The following is a 24,440-nucleotide window of genomic DNA, read 5'->3' as shown; positions in this document are numbered from 1 at the left end:
TTAATTAACTAAATTGTTTACTTATGCGTAAGGCAGGCAAGCTACTACCAGACCCAGATCGCCCTTAGATACCATTCCTTTCGGACGTAAATGGCGTTTACGCTTAGTTGACTTTTTAGTCAGGATATGACGAAGGTTTGCATGCTTACGCTTAAAGCCACCGCCTGCAGTTTTTTTAAAGCGCTTTGCTGCGCCACGTACAGTTTTAATCTTTGGCATTTCTTTTATTTCCAACTTCGCATTGTGATTAACTACGAATTAATTAGGCGAATAACATCTATATTGCTATAAATGAATATTACTTGCAGGCCTAATTATTTCTTCTTCGGTGCTAGCACCATGATCATCTGACGCCCTTCAATTCTTGAAGGGAAAGACTCTACGGATGCCAGCTCTTCCAGATCAGCTTTGATGCGATTAAGCATTTCCAGACCAATCTGCTGGTGAGCCATTTCACGACCACGGAAACGTAGTGTAACTTTAGCTTTATCACCATCTTCCAGAAAGCGAGTCAGGTTGCGTAGTTTGACCTGATAATCACCTTCATCTGTACCAGGGCGGAATTTAATTTCCTTCACCTGAACAACTTTTTGTTTCTTTTTTTGCTCTTTTTGAGATTTGCTCTTCTCATAAAGGAATTTGCCGTAATCCATAATACGACAAACTGGCGGTTCAGCATTTGGGCTAATTTCAACTAGGTCTACACCTGCTTCTTCAGCTTTTTCAAGCGCTTCGCGTGCGCTCATGATGCCTAACTGTTCACCGTCTAAACCCGTTAAACGGACCTCTGGAACACGAATTTCATCATTAATACGATTTGGACGTGTTGTTGGGATTCTTTTTCCGCCTTTAATACTTCATTCCTCCAATTGGATAAAGAGATTTGCTTCTCTCAAGCAAATACACTCGTCACTCAATAGTTAATACCTGACGTGTGTACGATATTCTGTGTTTGTCTTCATGCGCTATGCACTGACAAAGTGATTCGACCGCGGATTTTAATGCTTATTGCCGGATTACTCAAGTAAATCTTGCAATAAATCACACTGAACTGTTTGAAAACTTGGCTATTGAGGCCAAATATTGCTTTGACGTAATTATCTTTATTCATTAATGAAGCAAATAACAAGACATAAAATACACCCGTATCTTAGCTACTATGAGATTACTTTCATCATTAATAAAAAGAAAACTCGGATAAAACAGAGAAGCAGCGCCCAAAATGAGCGCTGCTAGACTCTAGCAATTACTTCGCTATAACCATACTGGCTTAATTATTTTTTCTTTGGTGCCAATACCATGATCATCTGGCGTCCTTCAATCCTTGATGGGAATGATTCAACAGATGCCAGTTCATCCAGATCGGTTTTGATGCGGTTAAGCACTTCCAAGCCAATCTGTTGGTGAGCCATTTCGCGACCACGAAAACGCAGTGTCACTTTAGCTTTGTCACCATCTTCCAAAAAGCGAATTAGACTACGTAATTTAACTTGGTAGTCGCCTTCGTCTGTTCCTGGACGGAATTTAATTTCCTTCACTTGAACAACTTTTTGTTTTTTCTTTTGTTCTTTCTGAGATTTGCTTTTCTCATAAAGATATTTACCGTAATCCATGATACGACAAACCGGTGGTTCAGCATTTGGGCTGATTTCGACTAAGTCAACACCAGCTTCTTCTGCTTTAAAGAGGGCTTCACGCACACTCATAACACCAAGTTGCTCACCGTCTAAACCAGTGACACGGATTTCTGTTGCGCGAATTTCATCGTTAATTCGATTTGGACGCGCTGTTGGGAGTTTTTTTCCGCCTTTAATACCTTATTCCTCCATCTGATTGAGTTGACGACTGCGGATCTCTTCAAGCAGTTTTGTCATGAATTCGTTGACATCAAGGCTGCCTAAGTCTTTACCACGACGGGTACGAACAGCGACTTTACCTGATTCAACTTCTTTATCACCACATACTAACATGTAAGGGACGCGACGCAGTGTGTGCTCACGGATCTTAAAGCCGATTTTCTCGTTACGTAAGTCCGCTTTCGCACGAATGCCAACACTTTGCAGCTTGCTTACTAATTCTTGAACATAGTCTGCTTGGCTATCAGTAATGTTCATTACAACCACTTGTTGTGGTGCTAACCATGTTGGGAAAAAGCCTGCATACTCTTCTGTTAAGATACCAATGAAGCGTTCTAGTGAACCTAACACTGCACGGTGGATCATAACAGGAACGATACGTTCGTTGTTTTCACCTACATAGGAAGCTGTCAAACGACCCGGTAAGAAGAAGTCTAACTGGACAGTACCACATTGCCATGCACGGTCAAGGCAGTCATACAGTGTAAACTCAATTTTCGGGCCATAAAATGCGCCTTCACCTGGTTGGTATTCAAACTCAATACCTTTTGATTTCAGGGCGTTGGCTAAGTCTTCTTCCGCTCTGTCCCACATCTCGTCAGTACCGATACGTTTTTCAGGACGGGTTGATAGTTTTACAACAATTTTTTCGAAACCAAAAGTTGCGTAAACATCATAAATCATTTCAATACAGCTAGTGACTTCACTTAAGATTTGCTCTTCAGTACAGAAGATATGTGCGTCATCCTGAGTAAAGCCACGCACACGCATTAAGCCGTGCAATGCACCTGATGGCTCATTACGGTGACAGCTGCCAAATTCTGCCATACGCAATGGTAAGTCACGGTATGATTTCAAACCTTGGTTAAAAATTTGTACGTGACCTGGGCAGTTCATTGGTTTTACACAATATTCACGGTTTTCAGATGACGTCGTGAACATAGCGTCTTTATAGTTATCCCAGTGACCTGTTTTTTCCCATAATACGCGGTCCATCATAAATGGCCCTTTCACTTCTTGATAATTATAAGCTTTCAGTTTAGTGCGTACGAAGGTTTCCAGTTCACGGAAAATTGTCCAACCGTCATTATGCCAGAATGCCATTCCCGGCGCTTCTTCTTGCATATGGTATAAATCTAACTGTTTACCAATTTTACGGTGGTCACGTTTAGCTGCTTCTTCTAAACGTAATAAATAGGCTGCCAATTGTTTTTTATCAGCCCATGCGGTGCCGTAAATACGTTGCAGCATTTTGTTATCGCTGTTACCACGCCAGTATGCACCAGCCACTTTTTGTAGTTTAAAATGGTGGCAAAAACGCATATTCGGTACGTGTGGACCGCGACACATATCAACATATTCTTCGTGATGATATAAACCAGGGCGGTCATCTTGACTAATATTTTGATCTAATATTTCAACTTTATAGTCTTCGCCTCGAGCCACAAATGTTTCACGAGCTTCGCTCCAAGAAACACGTTTTTTCACCACATCATAATCTGTTTTGGCAAGCTCAAGCATGCGCTTTTCAAGCTTTTCCAAGTCTTCCTGGGTCAGCATGTGGTCTAAATCAACATCATAGTAAAAACCATTGTCGATAGTCGGCCCAATCGCCATTTTAGTGTTTGGCCATAATTGTTTGATTGCATGGCCTAACAGGTGAGCACAAGAGTGACGAATAATTTCGAGTCCGTCTTCATCTTTGCTCGTAATAATGGATACATTTGCATCATGTTCAATTATTTCACATGCATCAACGCGTTCGCCATTAATTCGACCCGCGATACAGGCTTTAGCTAAACCCGCTCCGATGTCTCGAGCAACATCCATCACAGAAACGGGATGGTCAAACTGACGCTGACTTCCATCAGGAAGAGTAATAACAGGCATTAAAAAATCCTTATCAGCAGTGGTGACCCACACGAAAGATCACTTGCTTGATTATTCCAAAGTTATAAATCAATACGTTACTAACGATTTCTCACTTCACTATGCAAGATATGTACACAAATATGGGAAACTTAAACGCCCTATTTCGTTACATCGTGAGCAACTCAACTGCTAATGATAACACAGACCTATTTTATGGTGATAGCGTAATACCGTGAATTGTTCTTCTTCATATGAAAAATCAACACCTTCCCGATTAAATGATGAATAAGTTATCCAATGCAGGAAATAGTTTTTCTTTTTGCTTGAAAAACACACGATACCAACGGGATCCACTAGGTGCGATTAACTCTTCACTGATTATCTTATTTTGTTGAAGAATGATAACCGATTGAATTGATTGCCATAATGAATAAACGATGTAGGACGTGGCAATTAACCCGAATAATAGTACAAAAATGTTATCTAATTTCTCTATTTGCCAAAATAAATAGACACAAAAGATAATTTGAATTAGCGCCCGAATAATAAAGGCAATACTAAAGAATGACTTCGCATGCTGTATCGTTGCAAAACAGGGATTGGACAGAGTTTGTCTTCTTTCTTGGACTGGAATACCATTCACATATACCATCCAATCAGAAACATCGCTATTTTTTAAGATTATTCCTTTTTCTTTCATTCCATGAATTTTAAATGAGACTACGACAGCCCAAACAATCCCAACGGTAAATAAATAAAGCATAAAACCACTTACCGAAAAAAAGCAAAAAATACGCTAATCACTATAAAACACGCGAGCTTACCCGAATATATCCAAAATGGCGCAACCTGATAGTTCATTATTATCCTTAATATATTTTGTATAAATTTTGTAGTATACAAAACAGATTAAATGATAAAGCGTCTCATTTCTACTAATCTATAACCAACGTCTCGTTTGCTTACTGTAATCTTCCCACTCATTTTTAAATGATGCAGATAAAAAACGCTCTTCCTGTGGGATCGTATATAAATCAGTAATCAGCCAAAATACTAGCCCTGCGACCAAAAAGTAAGAAGAGTGCGAGAAAAAAGCTAAAGCCAAGCTCATTGATGTAAAAGCTAAATACATCGGATTACGTGAAAATCGATAAGGCCCATTAGTGACTAAATGCGTTGCCTTAACCGTAGGGTTTGGTGATGTTTTATGTTTATAAAAGTAGTAAAGACTCGTCGCGACCCAACTCACACTCTCCAGCGCAACTAATATACCTAAAATTCCCATCCAACCAGAAAATGTCCAGTCTAAAAGACCTTGCCTGAAAAGAAAATAAACCGCAATGCCATTAGCCACTAACCAATTCAATAATGGCAATTTAAATATATTCATTACATTACCCTTAAGCCAACATGATGTTATTAGCATAACATATATGAATATATAAATTTGAGCGGAAGAATAGATAGAGGGGTAATATTAACTGCAAAAAGATTAGTTACTGGAACCTAATGAAAACACACTTTTTAAACCTTCTAATTTACTGTATTCCTGCTGGCAAACTAAATTTCGGACATCACTTGGCATAGAATCAATTCTGGTTTGAATATTAGCCAGTTGTTCATCTAAGCTATTCATTCCTTTTACATCAACGATATCCTGATTCACTTTAAGATAGTTAGCAAAACTTTGCAGGTTATCCTCTAAGCTATTACAAATATCATTACTGGCTAAACTCTGCGGTAAAATAGCACTGAGTGAAGTTGGTAAGACTTGAGTTATATTCGGATAAATACTTTGCTTCCACTGCTGAGGAAAAACGATTAGTACCATGGCGGCTGCCAAAACTAATAGCATAGACGCTCCGGCTAATGTCGCTATAAGTTTTTTCATTCTTTTTCCTATTACTCAAAATTAACTGAAAATAGGATATACAACTCTGCGTAAAGCTATTTTTAAAACTAAAAATCCTTTGTAAAGAAATCCATAACTCTTTTTAATAAAATTTCATTTCTTCATACGGTTTTTCTTGGCAGCTCTTTAAGCGTTGTAATAAACCGCCTACATGTAATTCTAATTTGTGGCCATCCGGATCAAGAAAATAAAAAGAATCTCCTTCACTTTTATTTTCTTTCCAGACAATGACATTCGCTTGCATTAGCCTATCAACAACGATAAGAAAGTCTTTCGCATCAACATTAAAGGCATAGTGTGTATAATCCGTTTTTTCTGGGGACAAAAATTGGCGAGTTGTATCTAATGATAAACATAACCATAAATCGCCACAGGAAATATAGGCGCCCTTTTTCCAACTCGCATGTAACTTCATACCAAGTAGTGATTGATAAAAACTAATACTTTTATCTAAGTCAGTTACCGCTAAAGTTAAATGGTTGATTCCGTTTAACATATTTTTTTACTCTTGGGTTGTCTGTTACATTGAATTCTTTTAATGAATTTACATAAATTATCAGTAAATAACATTGCAGCAGATATACTACATTCCATATCAACTTAATGACAACCTGTTACGAAATGCCCTTAACCTTTTTATCCCCCTATAAAAAGGTTTTTTTTTGCCTATAAAAATTGAATACTTTTACCACAACAACTCATCCAATTGTTATTTAACAAAAAAAACAAGTTACTCACAGTTCAAGGCCACGGTTATCCACAGTTAATGTGAACAACTCCAATTATCTACAAATTAATAATACTGACTTTTACTCATCAGTACTGTCGCAGTACTCCTACCACAAAACACCTTACTAGATATAAATGCTAACCTACAGATCTATAAGAAATTTTGCTATCATTTGGGATAAGGTGTTTTATTCACATTAATCAGGAGCTTGAATCTAACTTCCATGACAAACTTTTTTGAGCTATTTCAAGCCGTTGGTATTGGCCTGGTACTGTTACTTCCTCTTGCCAACCCTTTAACTGCAATTGCGGTCATGCTAAGCATCTCTGCTAATATGACAAAAGAACAGCGTGATCATCAATCGCTGTTGGCCTCTATTTATGTATTTGCAATCATGACAATCGCTTTTTATGCAGGCCAATTAGTCATGAACACATTTGGAATATCAATCCCAGGGCTGCGAATTGCCGGAGGATTAATTGTGGCATTTATTGGCTTTGGCATGCTATTCCCTAGTAGTGATGTAGGAGAAGACCAGACCACCAATGCGCTTGATGACCCAAATGTCCCCAAAAAACGCCAAGAATCACCGAGTATTGCCTTTGTTCCCCTTGCAATGCCAAGTACTGCGGGCCCGGGAACTATTGCGATGATCATCAGCTCCACTGCATCATTACAAGGTAATGTGAGTTTTGCTCCATGGGTCTTAAAAGTTGCCCCCGTGATTACTTTTTTTATTGCAAGTCTTATCGTTTGGATTGGTTTAAGAGGCGCAACTTCTATCATGAGGTGGCTTGGAAACAGTGGTATTGATGCTATCGCGCGGGTGATGGGGTTCTTATTAATCTGTATGGGAGTGCAGTTTGTTATCAACGGCATTGTTGAAATTGTCGCGCAACTCCCACACTTAATGAGAGAATATCAATAAGACATCGCTAGTGCATTGTAAGCATTTTTGACTTTCCACAAATAGCGTGGAGCTTGCGGTGCAGGGTGCTTTGTTTGTACATGCTGATAAAACTCTTCCGGTGATAAGCGATTAATCATCGCTATCGCCCGACCTTTATCATTATCAAACGTTCTTAATAACGCTCCAGCCCCATTCACATAAGCAACAACCGTTGCATAATATAATGTCTGAGGATGGCTTATTCCCGCAAGGTGCTGTTCCCTTAAAATACGAATATAAGCTGTACCAATATCGATATTTTTTTGTGGATCTTTTAGGTCACGAGAACTCGGCTCCCCCGATTTCCCTTGGTAACGATAGGCGTCACGTCCTGCTGTCGAAGCTTTAATCTGCATCAAACCTATTGCATTGGATTTACTGACAACTTCAGGTCTAAAGTTAGATTCGACCTCAATAATCGCTCTAATTAAAGTTTCATCAACACTGTAACGAGCCGCAGAGTCACGAATAAATTCATCAAAAGGCGTTCTTGGAAATACCGTATTTTGTGCTGTTATTGGCCCGGTAGGCTCTAACATTCGCTGTTTTGTTATAGGCCTATCTGGTTCGCTTGAACAACCTGCAAGTAGCAGTAACACAAAAGTACCGCCAATTATTTTTTTCACTGTCGAATCCTCTGCGATGAAAGCCGATGGCAGAATAACTAATCCTAAGAAAAATAAAATAATTTTTACTTAACTTTTACTTCAGGACGTGTTTTAGTCATACAAATAACCATGGGACTTAGAAGCCTATAATGACAAATAATGCTATTCCACACTTTTTATATTTATTTTTCTCAATTGATATTGATAATCATTATCAATTGAGATATAAAATATAATTGTTATAAACCTTAACAACTGTATGTTAATAAACGCTAAACCAATAATGTCAGGGTCAACTTTTATGAAGAAGAACGTATCTCGGTTATCTGCACCTTTACTAACTAGTATGTTTGCTTTGATAGCAATCATCTTTTTTAGTCAGCCTGCTTTTGCTAAAAAGTTTAAAGTCGTAACCACTTTTACTATTATTCAAGATATCGCTCAAAATGTAGCTGGAGACGCGGCAATTGTCGAGTCTATAACAAAGCCTGGAGCAGAAATTCACGGTTATCAACCGACACCTAAAGATATCATGAAAGCCTATGACGCAGATTTAATCTTATGGAATGGGATGAATTTGGAAGTGTGGTTCCAACGTTTCTTTGAAAACTTTAAAAATGTCCCTGCTGTCGTGGTCACTGAAGGTATTGAGCCAATGCCAATCCGTGAAGGTGAGTATAAAGACAACCCGAACCCACATGCATGGATGTCTCCTGCTAATGCTAAGATTTATATTGAAAATATTCGTCAAGCTCTGGTCAAATATGACCCTGAAAATGCTGAAACATATAATGCCAATGCAAAAAAATATGCGCAACAAATTGCTGAGCTTGACGCCCCTTTGCGTGAACGCTTAAATCGCATTCCTGAAAATGAACGTTGGTTAGTTTCAAGTGAAGGCGCATTTAGCTATTTAACTAATGATTACGGCTTTAAAGAAGTCTACTTATGGCCAATCAATGCGGAAGAGCAAGGCTCTCCTCAACAAGTAAAAAAGGTAATTGATACTGTCCGTAAATACAACATCCCTGTAGTATTCAGTGAAAGTACAATTTCTGACAAACCGGCTCGCCAAGTCAGTAAAGAAACAGGGGCAAAATACGGTGGCGTATTATATGTAGACTCACTTTCAACTGCTGATGGCCCAGTACCAACATATATTGACCTTTTAAATACGACTGTAGACACGATAGCGAAAGGATTTTCACAGTAATATGAATCACTCAAGTCAATTCGAACACCCGAATCTTATCGTCGATGATGCGACTGTGACATATAATAATGGTCACACCGCTATCTATGACGCAAGCTTTACTATCTCTGGTGGCTCTATTTGTGCCTTAGTTGGCGTAAATGGTAGTGGTAAGTCAACGCTATTTAAAACTATTATGGGGCTTGTCACCCCATCTTCTGGCAGTGTGACATTAAATGATCAACCGATAAAAACCGCGCTTAAAGAAAACGTGATTGCGTACGTCCCACAGACAGAAGAAGTAGATTGGAATTTTCCCGTTCTCGTTTCTGATGTCGTGATGATGGGTCGTTATGGCAAAATGGGTTTTTTTCGCATCCCTAAACAAGCAGATAAAGACGCTGTCAAAATGGCATTAGAGCGAGTTGACCTTGCAGGGCTTGAGCATCGACAAATAGGCGAGCTCTCAGGAGGCCAGAAAAAACGAGTTTTTTTAGCGCGGGCGCTCGCACAAGAAGGTAAAGTTTTACTCCTCGATGAACCCTTCACTGGGGTTGATGTTAAAACCGAAAATGCCATTATTGACCTGCTACGTAGTTTGCGTGACGAAGGCCATCTCATTCTCGTTTCAACTCATAACTTGGGCAGTGTGCCTGAGTTCTGCGACCATGTTATCTTAATCAATCGCACTGTTTTAGCGAGCGGGCCTACTGAAACGACATTTACGCAACGAAACCTGCAACAAGCTTTCGGTGGTGTATTGCGTCATATTAACCTGTCTGGTCAAGAGCTTCATGACGATGATGACCCGCGCTCTGTCACCGTCATTACCGATGATGAAAGAGCGGCTGTATTCTATGGTCATGACCATGATGCACCCGTTCGAAAAAACCAAGCTAAGGGTTCCGAATGATTGAGATGTTATTACAGCCCTTTGAATATGATTTTATGATAAAAGCCATTTGGGTCAGCGCCATTGTTGGTGCTGTCTGTGCATTCTTATCGGCGTATTTGATGTTGAAAGGCTGGTCATTGATGGGAGATGCCCTCTCCCACTCCGTTGTTCCTGGGGTGGCGGGTGCTTATGCTTTAGGTTTACCCTATGCGGCAGGCGCCTTTTTTACCGGGATCCTTGCGGCACTTGCCATGACATTAATAAAGCATCTAACTCGTTTACGTGAAGATGCTGTTATTGGCTTTATCTTTTCTACTTTTTTCGCGGCAGGTTTGTTGATTGTTTCATTGAATCCAACATCTGTTAATGTACAAAGTATTATTTTTGGTAATATTTTAGGTATTGCGGATTCTGACGTATTACAAGTAGAAATTATTATCGGCGTTTCATTTATTATCCTGTTGTGCTTATGGAAAGATTTATTAGCCGTTTTTTTCGATGAAAGCCATGCACGCTCAATAGGTTTGAATCCTCTACGCCTAAAAATTATTTTCTTCACATTATTAAGTGCGTGTACTGTTGCTGCTTTACAAACAGTTGGCGCAATCCTTGTGATTGCGATGGTCGTCACACCAGGTGCGACTGCCTATTTATTAACCGACCAATTTAAACGCTTACTCATTATTTCAGTCACGATTGGTACCGTAACCAGTGCTGTTGGTGCTTATATCAGTTATTTCCTTAATGGTGCTACAGGTGGGTTAATAGTCACCTTACAAACCATTATTTTCCTACTGGCATTTTTCTTTGCACCTAAGCACGGTATTTTTGCCTCAAAACGTAAAGCCAAACAGGAAGTCGCCCGGCTGCACCAATCACACCAACAAGGAGCATCTCATGAGTGATTTCATTGACTTACTGATGGCTCCGTTTGCATTTCCCTTTATGCAAAAAGCATTGATTACAGCCATTGTCAGCGGAACGGTATGCGCTATCCTCTCTTGCTTTTTAGTATTGAAAGGTTGGTCATTGATGGGCGATGCAATTTCCCATGCCGTTTTACCGGGGATCATTATTGCTTCTTTACTCGGTATCCCATTAGCGATAGGGGCATTTGCATCTGGCTTGTTTTGTGCTGTGGCTACAGGTTATTTAAAGGAAAATAGCCGTATAAAAGAAGATACGGTGATGGGTATCGTCTTCTCAGGCATGTTTGCTATCGGCTTGGTTATGTTTGCTAAAATAGATACCGAACAGCACCTTACGCATATTCTATTTGGTGATATTTTAGGGATAACCGATAGCGAGTTTAAACAAATATTACTATTTGCAGGGGTAACCATTGCAATTATCCTACTGAAACGTAAGGATTTCATGTTGTATTGCTTTGATCCTAACCAAGCACGAGTCATTGGCTTGCCTGTGAAGTTAATCCATTATGGCTTGCTATCGCTACTCGCTCTCACCATTGTTGCTTCATTGCAAGCAGTTGGTATTATTTTGGTGATTGCAATGCTAATTTCCCCAGGCATCATTGCTTTTGTGTTATGCCGTAGTTTTGGGAAAATGCTCATCGTCGCTATCATTGCTTCGGTAACATCGAGCGTTATTGGGACTATCCTGAGTTTTCACATCAACGCAACAACCGGACCAACTATCGTTGTTACACAGGCTGTGTATTTTGTGATTGCATTACTGTATAGCAAAATCGTATTAGCCCGCAAAAAAGGGCAAGCTAACCCACAAAGTATGCATACAGCCTGATAATTGAATGCTCTAAAAGTAAAAAGCTGAACTTACAAATTCGTAAGTTCAGCTTTTTATTAAAACAATCAATACTTACTACCAGCCTAATGTTTTAACGCATTTTCGTCGTACAACGTTAATCCCGCCCCTACTTATCCCTCATAAACTTTCATTGCTAGGCTTCTCGCTGATAATGTGAGTTCTGTAGCTACTTATTTCCAATTATTTGAACATTCTCATTTGGTTCGTCACACGTTAAATTTGAGTCACTCTCTGATTATAGTTATCAACCTGATAATTAATTAACTATTTCGTGATAGCGGCTTCTTTTTAAGCAATTATCACTGTTAATTCCTAAACTGCCGCTATAGTATTATATTAATGAAGACCAAAGCAGAGCGAGGTGAGTCATGTGGCAAGCAATGTGTCGTTTATTAAGTGAACACTTAGGTGAGGCGGAGCTACGTAACAAAGTCATTCTCTCTGGTGGTGATATTCACCATACGTTAAGAATTGACTATGGCGAACACACCGTGTTCATTAAACAAAATCGGCGTGAGTTTTTGCCTTTATTTAAACAAGAGGCTGAACAACTTGAAATGCTCGCTAAAAGCCAAACTATAACCGTTCCTAAAGTTTACGGTGTTGGCAGTAATAAGCACCATAGTTTTCTTCTGCTCGAATATTTCCCTCTAAAACCTTTCGATAACACCAATGCATGGCATTTTGGTCAACAACTAGCACGTCTACATCAATGGGAAGAGCAGCCTAGTTACGGGTTTGATTTTGATACAATGCTAAGCACAATTGTACAGCCTAATGGCTGGGAAAAGCGTTGGAATTCATTTTTTGCAGAAAAGCGTATTGGCTTACAATTACAACTCGCCTCCGAAAAAGGAATGGTATTTAGCGATATTCAGCAAATTGTCGATATTGTTAAGGACAAACTTGCAGGACATCAACCACAACCTTCTTTATTACATGGTGATTTATGGCCAGCAAACTGTGCTATCACTCAAAATATTGAAGGAGTACTGTATGACCCCGCCTGTTATTGGGGCGATAGAGAATGTGATATTGCGATGTTACCGTTATATCAAGAACTTCCGATCCAAATTATCGATGGCTACCAAAGTGTTTGGCCATTGCCAAATGGATTTTTAGATAGGCAACCAATCTATCAGTTATATTATTTACTCAATCAAGCCCATATCTTTGGTAATGAACAAAGCTACCACCAAGCACAAACAATTATTGATAACCTACTCAACGAAAAATAAGCTCCTGTTTTTTAATATTAAGTACGACGAATAGTTAATTTTCTAAATAATTCGCGTTATGAGTAGGCGGCAAGTGCAGATATCTCTGGGAGCATACATAAGTATGTGACCCGAGTAGCTAAACGCAGCCAACCCCCTCATAACGTGACGTATGACGAAAATTACCAGTTAAGGAAGCGTAGAAGAAAATACAAGCCAACCCCCAATACAATTGGCCAAAAATAAAGAAGAAAAAATTGAGAGAAAATGGTGTGACGTGGAATAGTTACCTTAGCTTCTAGTTCTTCTTTTGAGATGTCTATGCCTTTTGCTTTTTCTATAATCACGTGGTCTTCTAAGCTTTCACGGATAAACTTAATTTGTCGGTACATGCGCAAACCTGATGCACTTAATGCAAGCCCAACAAAAATAAAAATAAAAATGATGATAAAGCCGATATTGCTGCCAGAAAACCCATTAGCAACTTGAGGTACTGGTGAGTTATTCCAAAAGAAATTTAGGAAAGGCGTAGTTTGACGGGCCATTTCCGCCATTAATTTAATAAAATCATTAGCGACTGCATTGATCCCTTCACCTGCAAGCCCCTTCATGCCAGCCAGTTTAATTAAAGACGCCAATGTCGAAATTAATGCTAACAGAAAAACAACCCAACCCAGAATACGTTTGCCGATTGCGACATAATTGGCATTATGGTAATTCATTACTGCTTTTCCTCAGCGTTATTATTTTTGATAAATTTTTACAATGATTTTTCAACGCTAATCATAGCTGAAAAAAGTCATCGTCTCCAAATTTCAATTCATAATTGATAACAATATTTAGACTTTCAGACTAATCAAAATAGTATGGTTATTAATTATCATTATATTTTTACTTCATGCTGTCCGATAATTCTTCAATATTGCCCTAATACTGACCTCAAGTAATACGCTTGAAGCCTGTTTACTGATATCATTGCTCCTTCGTTAATAGATACGACATGAATGGAGTTTTGACATGTACCATAATCTTCCCATCCAATCGGTCATTTTTGATATGGATGGTTTACTGATCGACTCGGAACCTTTTTGGGCACAGGCTGAACTTGAGATTTTTTCACAATTGGGTGTCGACGTTTCAATTGCTGATACCCTGCCTGATACCTTAGGTTTACGTATTGACCATGTGGTGGAGCTTTGGTACCACGCTTCCCCTTGGCAAGGATGCAGCCAAGAAGAAGCCACACAACGCATCATTGACCGTGTTGTTGGCTTAGTTGAAGAAACTCGCCCTATTCTACCCGGTGTGCAACATGCCATGGAACTTTGCCGGTCAATGGATTTAAAAATTGCCCTGGCTTCTGCTTCTCCTTTATACATGTTGGAAAAAGTATTAAACCTTCTGGATATTCGTGATTATTTCTCTGCGGTTATTTCTGCGGCTAATTTACCCTTGAGTAAACCTCATCCTGAAGTTTATCTTAAAGCAGCAGCTGAGTTATCAACTAAACCGGTCAATTGCGCATCATTAGAAGATTCATTTAACGGTATGATTTCTGCAAAAGCGGCCAGAATGCGTTCAATTGTGGTGCCTGACAGCAAGCATTTTAATGATCCGCGCTTTGGTTTAGCCGATATCAAACTAGCCTCACTGAATGACTTAAAGGCTGAACATTTACGTTAAGAATACTTTGTGTGTCTAAGAAGTGTTCTCCCCTATCTAACTTAGGTAGGGGAATTGTGTTAATTTATAAAATCCTTTCCTTATCTGCTAATAAATAAGAGTTTTTTTACCTTTCTAGTACTATCATATTCTTTTCAAACACTTTATACTGCCAATCAACTGTATAGATAAACAGATGGTATTTTATCCACCATGACAGCTGAAGGGCATCTGCTTTTTTCCGTCGCCTCTTTAATAATGGCTCATAAACTTCAAATCACCCCAGAGATTGCTCATGGTGATTGGCTGCACATGGTTCCAGGAGCCTTATTAGGCGCATTATTGCCCGATATTGACCACCCCTCCTCAATTCCTGGTCGATTACTGCGGATTTTCTCATTACCCATTTCCAAGCTTTGTGGGCACCGTGGGTTTACTCATAGCCTAGTTGCATGGTTTCTATTGATGATTTCTTGTTATCAATGGGTACCTAAAGAATGGGCAATCCCAAATGATATTATCCAAGCCTTTTTATTGGGTTATATCAGCCATCTAGTCGCCGATATGCTCACGCCTTCGGGGGTACCGTTACTATGGCCACTCCCCCAACGTTTTTGTTTTCCCATGATCCGCGGTAAAAATAGCCAACGTGGAGAACGCTTTGTTGCCATTATTTTGACCGTTTGTGCCTGCTTATTACCCGCAGGTTACCAATTCGATTTTTATAATCACGTTGATGTGATTATAAAATACATTCATAATCAAATAGATACATACTTCCCTACATAATTTATAGTTTTGTCATATAATGTAAGTATGAATAATACTATCTTATTACTTTTTGGTATAAGAAATGTGTTTTATCAGCTGATAACATATAACCAGTTGTTTGAAGTAACTAAATCCTTATAACAAATAAGGATTAAAGGGCAAGTAACACACCTTATAAAAATATGATTTGGAGTTCGGAATGAATATTCCTCTAATTATTAATGTGCTCGGCTTTGTAGCACTACTAATACTGTTGGCAAAACTAGGGGCTAAAGGCTGGAGCCTATCTAAAAAAGTTTTAGTCGGTCTGGTTTTCGGTGTTGCCTATGGGGTAATACTGCACCTCGTGTACGGTAGTGGCCACCAAACGGTAAAAGACTCCATTCTGTGGTTTAATATTGTCGGAAATGGGTATGTGCAGCTATTACAAATGGTGATTATGCCATTGGTATTTGCTTCAATTCTAAGTGCGGTGGCAAGATTACATAAAGCCTCTTCACTGGGTAAAATTAGCCTTTTAACAATTGGCACTTTGTTATTTACCACTGCTATTGCTGCGTTAGTTGGTATTTTAATTGCCAATGTATTCGGCCTGACCGCAGAAGGTTTAGTTCAAGGTCAATCTGAAACTGCTCGCTTATCTGCAATAGAAAGCAATTATATTGGGAAAGTTTCTGACTTAACCGTACCTCAATTAATTTTATCATTTATTCCAAAAAATCCATTTGCGGATTTAACTGGAGCAAATCCAACATCGATTATTAGTGTCGTTATTTTTGCTGCCTTCCTCGGCGTTGCCGCACTACAATTGTTTAAAGATGATAAAGAGCGTGGTGAAAAAGCCTTAGCTGCAATTGATGTTATGCAAGCTTGGGCAATGAAATTAGTTCGCTTAGTAATGCGTTTAACGCCGTATGGTGTGATGGCGCTGATGATTAAAGTTGTAGCAAGTTCAAACTTACATGACATCATCAACTTAGGAACCTTTGTTATTGCCTCTTATGTTGCATTAGGCATTATGTTTGTCATACACGGTATTTTAGTTGCGACAACAGGCTTAAACCCGATTAAATTCTTTAAAAAAGCTGGGCCAGTGTTAACCTTTGCATTCACGAGTCGTTCAAGTGCAGCAAGTATTCCACTGAATATTGAAACACAAACACGTCGTTTCGGTATCCCTGAGTCCATTGCTAGTTTCTCAGCATCTTTTGGTGCAACGATTGGGCAAAATGGTTGTGCAGGTATCTACCCTGCAATGTTAGCGGTAATGGTAGCACCGACAATGGGAATCAACCCATTCGATCCACTGTGGATTGCGACATTAGTCGGTATTGTTACTATCAGTTCAGCAGGGGTTGCTGGTGTTGGTGGCGGTGCAACTTTTGCAGCGTTAATTGTACTACCCGCAATGGGCTTACCTGTCACATTAGTTGCTCTGTTAATCTCAGTTGAGCCATTAATTGATATGGGCCGTACTGCGTTGAATGTCAGTGGTTCAATGACAGCAGGTACTGTGACTAGCCAATTGATGGGTGAAACCGATAAAGCGATATTCAACCAAAATGATGACGCAGATTTAAAACACGTTTAATTTGTCATCATAGTTCAAACAAAAACCTGCCTTCTGGCAGGTTTTTTTATGGTTATCACAAATACGTCAATTTTATTAATCTTGGTGAACATTAAAAAAACCAGTTTTTTGTGCTAAATAATATTGCAATAAACTGGAATTACGTAAGATAATAAAGCCTGAGCAACGTTTTCTTGAGCTTCCTGCTTGTGTTGCGTCAACCCATTTCCTATGGGTATTTTATCAACATCATTTATGGTTTTTTAATATGACTAATAATGTCCATATCCTAAAAACTGCGTCTTCTGAAAACCCTTGTGTAAGCTGCGGTGCATGTTGTGCCTATTTTCGTGTCTCTTTTTATTGGGCTGAGGCAGAAAGTGGCGGTGGTGTTGTACCACAACATTTAACTGAGCAAATTACCCCATTTATGAGTTGTATGCATGGCACCAATCAAAAACAAAATACCCGCTGTACTGCTTTAGAGGGCACTATTGGTGAGTGTGTGTCTTGTTCGATTTATGCACAAAGACCCACACCGTGTCGTGAGTTCGAACAATCTTGGCAGGACGGTGTTTACAACGAAGCCTGCGATAGAGCGCGTGCTGCTCACGGTTTACCCCCCTTAGAGCCTCATCAACCACAAATAGCTTGCTAGCCGTCAATGACCCAGATTTTTCTGGGTTATCTCTTTTTTGCATCAAGTCTGAAAAATGCGTCCTTGCACTGGTGTTAACCGCTCAGCTATATACATTACATAATTTCGTTCATTACCTGCATCGCTAATTCAAAAGAGTGCAAACGAGCTTGATGATCAAAAATTTGGCCATTAACCATAATTTCATCCGCTTGAGTTTGCCTCAATATCGTTTCCAACCCATGGCGTACCTTGGTTTTATCCCCTACCAGTGACATCCCTAATGCTTGTTGAACACCAAATTCCTCGGCAGGTGACCAAATGTTTTCCATGCTCTCGACTGGTGCAGGAAGTTGAGAGGGTTGGCCACGACGTAGCATGACAAAGGCTTGCTGCATCGATGTAAATAAAAATTCCGCTTCACGTTGAGTCTCTGCGGCAATGATATTGATGCAAACCATTGCATACGGCTTAGGTAGTCTCTGCGATGGCTGGAAATTAGCACGATAAACATCCAACGCTTGTAATAGCAAATCAGGTGCAAAATGAGAGGCAAAAGCAAAAGGGAGCCCCATCTGCGCAGCTAACCTTGCACTGTATAAACTCGACCCTAGCAACCAAACTGGAATTTTTTCGCCAAACCCCGGTACTGGACGCACTGCTGGATCTGGGTTTATGGCATCAAACCAATTAATAATTTGCGCTACATCTTGCGGGAAATTATCGATATCCGTGTTCATATGGCGACGTAAAGCTTGCATCGTCCGTTGGTCACTTCCTGGTGCACGCCCTATGCCTAAATCGATACGTTCAGGGTAAAGTGTATTTAGCGTGCCAAATTGCTCTGCAATCACCAACGGTGAATGATTCGGTAACATGACACCACCAGAACCTAAACGTAAAGTGCGCGTATTAGCAGCAAGATAGCCGATTAATACCGAGGTGGCCGCACTTGCAATCCCTGTCATATTATGGTGTTCCGCAAGCCAATAACGATGATAACCGAGTTTTTCGGCTAGTTGGGCAATATCAAGAGAATGAGCAAAGGCCTCTTTCGCTGTCGAACCCTGAATGATTGGTGCAAGGTCGAGCAACGAAAGGGGAATTTTTTTATCTGACATACACACTCACTTTGTTAGAGTTTTGTTGAACCTAACTTACCATCCTAGACTATCCCCTTTGATGTCTCCAGCACTGAAATTTGCATTAGCACAAGTGGTCTAAAAAAGTAAATTATCGTCTACTAACCTACTGTTTTATAAAAATTATGGAATAAGCTTGAATAAAAAGTGCAGTAATTATGGAGCTTCCGTCAGGGGAGGTAAAAGCAATTGCGAGACGAAATGAATTGGTCAATGATTTGCTCATCACCAATACAGAGGAAACTGAAATGAAAAAATTAAATACAAGCTTATTAGCCTTAGCATTATTAACCGTCGGTTTTACTGCGGCAGCAAATGGTGTGAACCAAAAAATGCCTCGTCAGCACATGGGTAACCATCACAATATGGTATACAGCGTTGCAGAACAAACGACGACACCGAATGAAACTGTAAAAAAACTGGCCAATAGTGCGCCTAAAATTGAAGATGGCAAACGCTATATTGTCAAAGTTACAGTGATGGAAGTCCCTGAATTTAAACCAATGAATACCATGCCAACACCAGAACCAATTGGTGCTCCAACTGCAAAGTAACAGTTAGTATCAATGAGGATTAATGAAGTTATCGGCAAAACCTTTTATATCGATAAGTACAACCAGATAGCTGTTACAAGAAAAAGCCGATATTTTAGTCAGATAATAAAGAGTTCTATATATCCTACGATTGCCTCTGCTTCCCAGAGGCTTTTTTTTAAAAAAAGTTTATCCGAATTGAATCTTTTCCCCTAGTAATAACACCTAATAGCGACTAATCTTAATTCAAGCAGATTGTTAATATCAGCTACCTATTAACACTTTGTTTGACATCCTTTCAATAGAAAATCAGGAGCTTAACATGGGGTATTTTGAATTAAAAAAATCCACTAAAGACGTTGCTCAGCCTTACTATTTCGTTTTAAAAGCAGCAAATCATGAAGTGATTGCTAAAAGTGAAATGTATGCTTCCAAGCAATCTGCGCTAAAAGGGATTGCCTCTGTCCAAAAAAATGGCTCTTCTGAAACAATAAAAGATCTCACTGAGTAAATTTCAGTGACCCCAACTCTCTTCAAGTCGGGGTCACTTTTTTATCTGCTCTAGCTTATATAAGCTATATAAATATGCGCTATTCAGATTAACTCTAATTAGAATAACCTTATTTAGAATAACCTAAGTAACGCAGTCACAATCGCAGCTGACAAAACAATGATAATAAATGGCTTTTTAAACCACGTTAGTACCCCTGCTACCAGCACGCCTACAATTTTAGGCCAATCAGAAATCTCATCACCGGAAAATAATGTCGACGTCGCTGCCACTGAGAATAAAATGACAATGGCTGCTGCTGAAAATAACATTTTACTATTTTCAGAAAGTACCACTCGGCCGCGCAACAAAGCACCTGACGCTCGCATTAAATAAGTACCTGCCGCCAACAACAAAATACCGCTAATAATTAACCATGGGTTATTTGTCATTATTATTTCCTTATATAAATAACCAAGCTCAATAATGCCAGTAATACAGGGATCCCCGCGGGTAATACTGGTGTGGTTGCAACCGCAATAACTGCACCAATAATGGCAGTTAACCGCAGGCGTTTATCCGATAACGCAGGCAATGAAAGCGCTAAAATGATTGCAGGAAACATCGCATCCATCCCGTATATATGCGTATCACTAATAAAGCTACCCAATACCTCACCTATCACGACACCTATTGGCCAACACAATAGAATACCGATCCCACACAACCAAAAAGCTGCGCGTTTTTCTGATTCAGTTTCTTGTGCTAAACCAAATACAACACTCTCATCGTTCATAATATGGTAGCCCAGTAATGACTTCGCTCCTTTCCCCGTTAATTCGTTAGTTGCAAAACTAAAAGGGATATGTCGTGAATTGACTAACAACCCCGCAAGTGCAGCAGAAAGCGGGCTACCTCCTGCAAAAATAACACCAATAAACAAAAACTCAGACGCCCCTGCGAGCACTAAAATAGATAAAGTAAGTGGTACCCACCAATCAAAACCTTGCGAAAGCGCTAATGCGCCATAAGAAATCCCGACAATTAAGTCAGCAAAACAGACAAGAGCTATATTTTTCACTGTGCTATGATTTAATGTTGAGCTTATTGAAGTTAGCATCCCTAGACCGTTCGATATATAATACATTCGTTCATTATGTCGATAGATAGTATAAAGTGCAATCTAAATAGGAAAATTAACATTGAATCTACCTTCCCCGCCCATTGAGTTGATTTCGAAAGCCCTTAGTCGTGAAAGACAAAAAAGCGGGCTATCCCTATCAGAACTATCTCGCAAAGCCGGTATCGCTAAATCTACACTTTCTCAATTGGAATCTGGTAGCGGTAACCCAAGCATTGAAACTTTATGGGCACTTTGTGTGGCTTTAGACATTCCTTTTGCGCGATTAATTGAAGAAAAACAAGAGGCTGTCACTGTGATCCGTCATGGGGAGGCGATACCGGTCAGCGCTGAACACGCGAACTATTTGGCCTTTTTGCTCTCATCAGCCCCTGCAGATTCGCGACGTGATATTTATACTGTGGTTGCCCAGCCCGGTCGTGACCGTATTTCAGAGCCTCATATGCATGGTGTCAGCGAGCACATCATTATTATGTCCGGCAGAGCGTTAGTCGGCCCATTGGATAACCCTGTTGAGTTACAGGTTGGGGACTATATTCACTACCCCGGAGATGAGCCGCATATAATGCGAGCCTTAGAACCCAATACGATGGCAGTTATGGTGATCGATAAACAGAATTAATCACCTATCTAACCCATTAAATTTTGCGTTATGATAACTTTAGTGAATATTAATTGGAGCCTGCTTTATGTCCTACTATGATGAAATTGTTGAAAAAATAAATCAACTGATTGAAGAAAGCTCAGTTCATAATATGAATGAAATGCTAATGCAGCTATCCCATGATCAGCAAATCAACCAAGAACAACGTTTTGAACAACAACAGCGTTTAAGAGAAGCTATTTTTATTCATCACGACAAATAGCAGCCATACAATAGGCCGCTATTCGCAGTTTTAACCAATCTTAATAGGCAAAATAAATAGGCAGTAGGGCTAGTGGTAACCCCGGTATTGGCAAAATAACTAGCCCTAATAGCATTAACATACTCAATTAAAATTCCTGTTGCTGTAAATAACTCCACGCATATTGCGCATGAAGTTCAGCCCCTGTCGCCATCGTGTCTTCATCAATATTAAAGCAGCCATGATGATGCGCCCATTGAGTGTCTTTTTCGGCATTTCCTGTGCCTAACAAAGCAAAGCACCCTGGGATATTTTCAATGTAGAAGCTGAAGTCTTCACCGCCCGGTGTCGGTCTTTCATTAATCAGAGCTTGTTCACCAAAAGCTTGTGAAATCACTGACTGAGCCAGTAGCGCACTACGCTCCTCATTAATAACAGGCAATGTCCCATAGATATAATCAACATGCGCAGTCGCCCCATAAATAGCCGCTGTATGCTCTGCATAACGACGGATCGCAGCTTCGATACGGTTACGAGTTTCGATATCAAAACAACGTACCGTGCCGTCCAATACTGCATTTTCAGCGATAACATTGAAACGTGTCCCGACATCCATTTTACCTATCGTGACCACGGCTGAGTCTAAAGAAGACGTTTCACGGGAAACAATCGCTTGTAAATTCATGACAAATGCAGAAGCAACAACCGCAGCGTCAATGGTGGCCTCTGGCATAGAACCATGACCACCACGGCCTTTAAAGGTGACTTTTAGTAAATCTGCGGAAGCAAAAGAGCCTCCCACATTACAAGATACTTTTCCTGATGGTGTGGTTGTCCAAATGTGCATACCAAAAACGTTATCCACATTTTCGATTGCGCCTTGTTTGATCATGGCTAATGCGCCTTGAGCAATTTCTTCTGCGGGTTGGAAAATCAAACGCACATTACCGGCTAATTCTTCACGTACTTCATACAACGCTTTAGCTGCGGTTAATAGCATTGCCGTATGCGCATCATGGCCACAAGCATGCATTTTACCTTCAATAGTCGATTTATATTCTAATGAATCGTTCAATTCCAAAACGGGTAATGCGTCTATATCTGCACGCAGAGCAACTGTTTTACCTGGCTTACCGCCTTTAATTTCAGCAATAACACCTGTCGGTTCGGTTAATCGATACGCTATTCCAATTTTGTCTAATTCTTCTGCAATACGTTTTGTAGTACGTATTTCTTCAAACGGTAGTTCAGGGTGAGCGTGTAGATCACGACGAAAAGCAATCATTTCCGGTGTGTGTTTTTTGATTGCCGCTGTAATTGTTTTGTTGATCATTTTTCTACCTTTTTACCCTATTACACAACCAGATGATTTACCTGGTTTATTTATTAATTAGCATTCTATTAATGACTTAACAGTAGCAAACATCACATCTGCACCTCTTGCAATTTGTGCATAATCCGTCCATTCATCTGGATGATGGCTTAACCCATTACGACTTGGCACAAATATCAATCCTGTTTGAGTAATACCTGCAAAAATCATAGTGTCATGCCCTGCGCCACTGACCATTGAACGAAAACGTAAGTTTTGGTCGCTAGCATGTTGTTGCATCAGTTGATGAATATCACTATTGAGCTCCGTTGGCTGAACATATAACGGCTGAACAATATCGCTTGAAATAGCTAATGAATTGCTAACTTGCTCAGTTAACTCAATAACTTGCTCAATCACCTTGCGTAACGCAATATCATTTTTGGAACGAATATCAACGCTAAAAGTGACTTCGCTTGGGATGACATTAGCCCCATTCGGCAATACCGCTAACCGCCCCACAGTCGCCACCGTATTATCCCCCACTGCCGTTGCTAGCGCAGGGATTTGGCTAATGATTTGGCTAGCGCACACTAATGCATCGGCTCGCATATTCATCGGTGTGGTACCTGCATGGCCTGCTTTACCTGTCAATTTAATTTCTAACTGGCTGATGCCTACGATAGTTTCTACGATCCCTACATCTTCATTCGCCTGTTCTAACACTGGGCCTTGTTCGATATGTAGCTCTAAGAACGCTTTGACATTTTTAGGATTAAGAACTGCTTGCGCTGCATTGTCTGCATTGAACCCAGCTGCGGCCATGCGTGCAGCAGCACTCACGCCTTGCCTATCCTTTAACTGATATAATTCTTTCGTACCAATCAGGCCGGTTATTACACTCGAAGCCATCAAACCACGACCAAAACTGGTACCTTCTTCTTCAACCAACGCAATCACTTCTAAGGGATATTTCGGTGTTAAATTTTGTTCTCGAATACGCGCCACAACATCCAAACCGGCGACAATTCCCGCAGGACCATCAAATGCCCCACCGTGAGGGACCGAATCAAAATGTGAACCGACTATGACTGCAGGCAAATCCGGTTGCTGGCCTTCTAAGCGCCCATAAATATTGCCGATAGCATCTTCACGAACGTGTAATCCTAAGGCGCGCATTTCTTGTTTTAGATAATCACGCGCTTGTTTATCTTGTTCGCTATAGCTCATCCGCGTAGTACCCTGACCCGGCGTTGCGGTGTATTCTGCCAATTGTTCTAAATGGCGCTGAATTCTTGAAGTACTTGTTTCCATTATT

29 protein-coding genes are annotated in these 24,440 nt (G+C 40.0%); 14 read left to right on the top strand and 15 right to left on the bottom strand.

Annotated features, from left to right (window positions below):
- Nucleotides 1–21: 21 nt before the first annotated feature.
- From rpmI to fos, 8 genes are all read right to left on the bottom strand, one after another.
- Nucleotides 22–219, bottom strand: a complete 198-nt coding sequence (rpmI, locus tag PR683_RS02365; protein WP_004263702.1) for a 50S ribosomal protein L35 — start codon at nt 217–219, stop codon at nt 22–24.
- A gap of 95 nt (nt 220–314) precedes the next feature.
- The gene (gene infC / locus PR683_RS02360; RefSeq protein ID WP_071524539.1) at nt 315–854 is read right to left on the bottom strand and encodes a translation initiation factor IF-3; all 540 of its coding nucleotides are present in this window, start codon (nt 852–854) and stop codon (nt 315–317) included.
- A gap of 420 nt (nt 855–1,274) precedes the next feature.
- Complete coding sequence (gene infC, locus PR683_RS02355; RefSeq protein ID WP_071524538.1) at nt 1,275–1,814, bottom strand: translation initiation factor IF-3; 540 nt, start codon at nt 1,812–1,814, stop codon at nt 1,275–1,277.
- A 3-nt stretch (nt 1,815–1,817) separates the two neighbouring features.
- On the bottom strand, nt 1,818–3,746 hold the full coding sequence (gene thrS, locus PR683_RS02350) for a threonine--tRNA ligase (RefSeq protein WP_004910357.1): 1,929 nt from the start codon (nt 3,744–3,746) through the stop codon (nt 1,818–1,820).
- 256 nt (nt 3,747–4,002) lie between these two features.
- The gene (locus PR683_RS02345) at nt 4,003–4,491 is read right to left on the bottom strand and encodes a hypothetical protein (protein ID WP_004910356.1); all 489 of its coding nucleotides are present in this window, start codon (nt 4,489–4,491) and stop codon (nt 4,003–4,005) included.
- Nucleotides 4,492–4,668: 177 nt separating this feature from the next.
- On the bottom strand, nt 4,669–5,118 hold the full coding sequence (locus PR683_RS02340; protein ID WP_004910353.1) for a methyltransferase family protein: 450 nt from the start codon (nt 5,116–5,118) through the stop codon (nt 4,669–4,671).
- Nucleotides 5,119–5,220: 102 nt separating this feature from the next.
- Entirely contained in the window at nt 5,221–5,619 is a 399-nt protein-coding gene (locus tag PR683_RS02335; RefSeq protein WP_272581651.1) for a hypothetical protein, read from the bottom strand.
- Between the two features lie 103 nt (nt 5,620–5,722).
- Nucleotides 5,723–6,136, bottom strand: coding sequence for a fosfomycin resistance glutathione transferase (gene fos / locus PR683_RS02330; RefSeq protein WP_109911244.1), 414 nt, complete (start codon nt 6,134–6,136; stop codon nt 5,723–5,725).
- Between the two features lie 457 nt (nt 6,137–6,593).
- On the opposite strand from fos, the gene PR683_RS02325 reads away from it, so the two are divergent.
- Complete coding sequence (locus PR683_RS02325) at nt 6,594–7,298, top strand: MarC family NAAT transporter (RefSeq protein ID WP_004910345.1); 705 nt, start codon at nt 6,594–6,596, stop codon at nt 7,296–7,298.
- Here the strand turns inward: PR683_RS02325 and PR683_RS02320 are convergent.
- Nucleotides 7,292–7,945 carry a transglycosylase SLT domain-containing protein gene (locus tag PR683_RS02320; RefSeq protein ID WP_109911243.1) on the bottom strand — a complete coding sequence of 218 codons (654 nt, stop codon included), beginning with the start codon at nt 7,943–7,945 and terminating at the stop codon, nt 7,292–7,294. The two genes, PR683_RS02325 and PR683_RS02320, sit on opposite strands and share 7 nt — an antisense overlap.
- A 283-nt stretch (nt 7,946–8,228) precedes the next feature.
- Here PR683_RS02320 and PR683_RS02315 point away from each other — a divergent pair, with 283 nt between their 5' ends.
- From PR683_RS02315 to PR683_RS02295, 5 genes are all read left to right on the top strand, one after another.
- Complete coding sequence (locus tag PR683_RS02315; protein ID WP_004910339.1) at nt 8,229–9,140, top strand: metal ABC transporter substrate-binding protein; 912 nt, start codon at nt 8,229–8,231, stop codon at nt 9,138–9,140.
- A gap of 1 nt (nt 9,141) precedes the next feature.
- Entirely contained in the window at nt 9,142–10,032 is an 891-nt protein-coding gene (locus PR683_RS02310) for a manganese/iron ABC transporter ATP-binding protein (RefSeq protein WP_109911242.1), read from the top strand.
- Nucleotides 10,029–10,919: a metal ABC transporter permease gene (locus tag PR683_RS02305; RefSeq protein ID WP_109911241.1), complete on the top strand. Its 891-nt coding sequence runs from the start codon at nt 10,029–10,031 to the stop codon at nt 10,917–10,919. Before PR683_RS02310 ends, PR683_RS02305 begins: the two co-directional genes overlap by 4 nt.
- Nucleotides 10,912–11,778 carry a metal ABC transporter permease gene (locus PR683_RS02300; RefSeq protein WP_042851806.1) on the top strand — a complete coding sequence of 289 codons (867 nt, stop codon included), beginning with the start codon at nt 10,912–10,914 and terminating at the stop codon, nt 11,776–11,778. The genes PR683_RS02305 and PR683_RS02300 overlap by 8 nt, the downstream gene beginning before the upstream one ends.
- A gap of 392 nt (nt 11,779–12,170) precedes the next feature.
- A complete protein-coding gene (locus tag PR683_RS02295) occupies nt 12,171–13,040 on the top strand; it encodes a fructosamine kinase family protein (protein ID WP_004910334.1) in 870 nt (289 codons plus the stop codon).
- Between the two features lie 161 nt (nt 13,041–13,201).
- On the opposite strand, the gene PR683_RS02290 is transcribed toward PR683_RS02295, so the two are convergent.
- Nucleotides 13,202–13,741, bottom strand: a complete 540-nt coding sequence (locus PR683_RS02290) for a YniB family protein (protein WP_004910331.1) — start codon at nt 13,739–13,741, stop codon at nt 13,202–13,204.
- Nucleotides 13,742–14,036: 295 nt separating this feature from the next.
- Here PR683_RS02290 and hxpB point away from each other — a divergent pair, with 295 nt between their 5' ends.
- The 4 genes from hxpB (at nt 14,037) to PR683_RS02270 (ending at nt 17,680) form a co-directional block, all read left to right on the top strand.
- Nucleotides 14,037–14,702 carry a hexitol phosphatase HxpB gene (gene hxpB, locus PR683_RS02285; protein ID WP_123382036.1) on the top strand — a complete coding sequence of 222 codons (666 nt, stop codon included), beginning with the start codon at nt 14,037–14,039 and terminating at the stop codon, nt 14,700–14,702.
- A 192-nt stretch (nt 14,703–14,894) separates the two neighbouring features.
- Nucleotides 14,895–15,470, top strand: a complete 576-nt coding sequence (locus tag PR683_RS02280; protein WP_109911238.1) for a metal-dependent hydrolase — start codon at nt 14,895–14,897, stop codon at nt 15,468–15,470.
- Nucleotides 15,471–15,651: 181 nt separating this feature from the next.
- Nucleotides 15,652–17,043 carry an L-cystine transporter gene (locus PR683_RS02275; RefSeq protein ID WP_272581650.1) on the top strand — a complete coding sequence of 464 codons (1,392 nt, stop codon included), beginning with the start codon at nt 15,652–15,654 and terminating at the stop codon, nt 17,041–17,043.
- A gap of 247 nt (nt 17,044–17,290) precedes the next feature.
- Nucleotides 17,291–17,680, top strand: a complete 390-nt coding sequence (locus PR683_RS02270; protein ID WP_004910319.1) for a YkgJ family cysteine cluster protein — start codon at nt 17,291–17,293, stop codon at nt 17,678–17,680.
- 95 nt (nt 17,681–17,775) lie between these two features.
- Here PR683_RS02270 and PR683_RS02265 read toward each other — a convergent pair whose 3' ends face one another.
- Nucleotides 17,776–18,780, bottom strand: coding sequence for a luciferase-like monooxygenase (locus tag PR683_RS02265; RefSeq protein WP_164528921.1), 1,005 nt, complete (start codon nt 18,778–18,780; stop codon nt 17,776–17,778).
- 179 nt (nt 18,781–18,959) lie between these two features.
- Here PR683_RS02265 and PR683_RS02260 point away from each other — a divergent pair, with 179 nt between their 5' ends.
- Complete coding sequence (locus tag PR683_RS02260) at nt 18,960–19,355, top strand: hypothetical protein (protein WP_109911236.1); 396 nt, start codon at nt 18,960–18,962, stop codon at nt 19,353–19,355.
- A 301-nt stretch (nt 19,356–19,656) separates the two neighbouring features.
- The gene (locus tag PR683_RS02255) at nt 19,657–19,845 is read left to right on the top strand and encodes a YegP family protein (RefSeq protein ID WP_004263611.1); all 189 of its coding nucleotides are present in this window, start codon (nt 19,657–19,659) and stop codon (nt 19,843–19,845) included.
- 113 nt (nt 19,846–19,958) lie between these two features.
- On the opposite strand, the gene PR683_RS02250 is transcribed toward PR683_RS02255, so the two are convergent.
- Together PR683_RS02250 and PR683_RS02245 are read right to left on the bottom strand one after the other, a co-directional pair.
- On the bottom strand, nt 19,959–20,276 hold the full coding sequence (locus PR683_RS02250) for an AzlD domain-containing protein (RefSeq protein WP_004910308.1): 318 nt from the start codon (nt 20,274–20,276) through the stop codon (nt 19,959–19,961).
- Between the two features lie 2 nt (nt 20,277–20,278).
- On the bottom strand, nt 20,279–20,944 hold the full coding sequence (locus PR683_RS02245) for an AzlC family ABC transporter permease (RefSeq protein WP_004910304.1): 666 nt from the start codon (nt 20,942–20,944) through the stop codon (nt 20,279–20,281).
- An 82-nt stretch (nt 20,945–21,026) separates the two neighbouring features.
- Here PR683_RS02245 and PR683_RS02240 point away from each other — a divergent pair, with 82 nt between their 5' ends.
- Together PR683_RS02240 and PR683_RS02235 are read left to right on the top strand one after the other, a co-directional pair.
- On the top strand, nt 21,027–21,587 hold the full coding sequence (locus PR683_RS02240; RefSeq protein ID WP_004910302.1) for a helix-turn-helix domain-containing protein: 561 nt from the start codon (nt 21,027–21,029) through the stop codon (nt 21,585–21,587).
- A gap of 67 nt (nt 21,588–21,654) precedes the next feature.
- A complete protein-coding gene (locus PR683_RS02235) occupies nt 21,655–21,831 on the top strand; it encodes a DUF2526 family protein (protein WP_004910298.1) in 177 nt (58 codons plus the stop codon).
- Between the two features lie 127 nt (nt 21,832–21,958).
- On the opposite strand, the gene PR683_RS02230 is transcribed toward PR683_RS02235, so the two are convergent.
- On the bottom strand, nt 21,959–23,143 hold the full coding sequence (locus tag PR683_RS02230) for an amidohydrolase (protein ID WP_004910295.1): 1,185 nt from the start codon (nt 23,141–23,143) through the stop codon (nt 21,959–21,961).
- Between the two features lie 57 nt (nt 23,144–23,200).
- Complete coding sequence (locus tag PR683_RS02225; RefSeq protein WP_109911235.1) at nt 23,201–24,436, bottom strand: Zn-dependent hydrolase; 1,236 nt, start codon at nt 24,434–24,436, stop codon at nt 23,201–23,203.
- Between the last annotated feature and the right edge of the window lie 4 nt (nt 24,437–24,440).

The organism is Providencia sp. PROV269 (assembly GCF_028477785.1).
Classification (GTDB): Bacteria; Pseudomonadota; Gammaproteobacteria; order Enterobacterales; family Enterobacteriaceae; genus Providencia; species Providencia rettgeri.
This window is presented reverse-complemented; position numbering and strand designations above follow the sequence as displayed.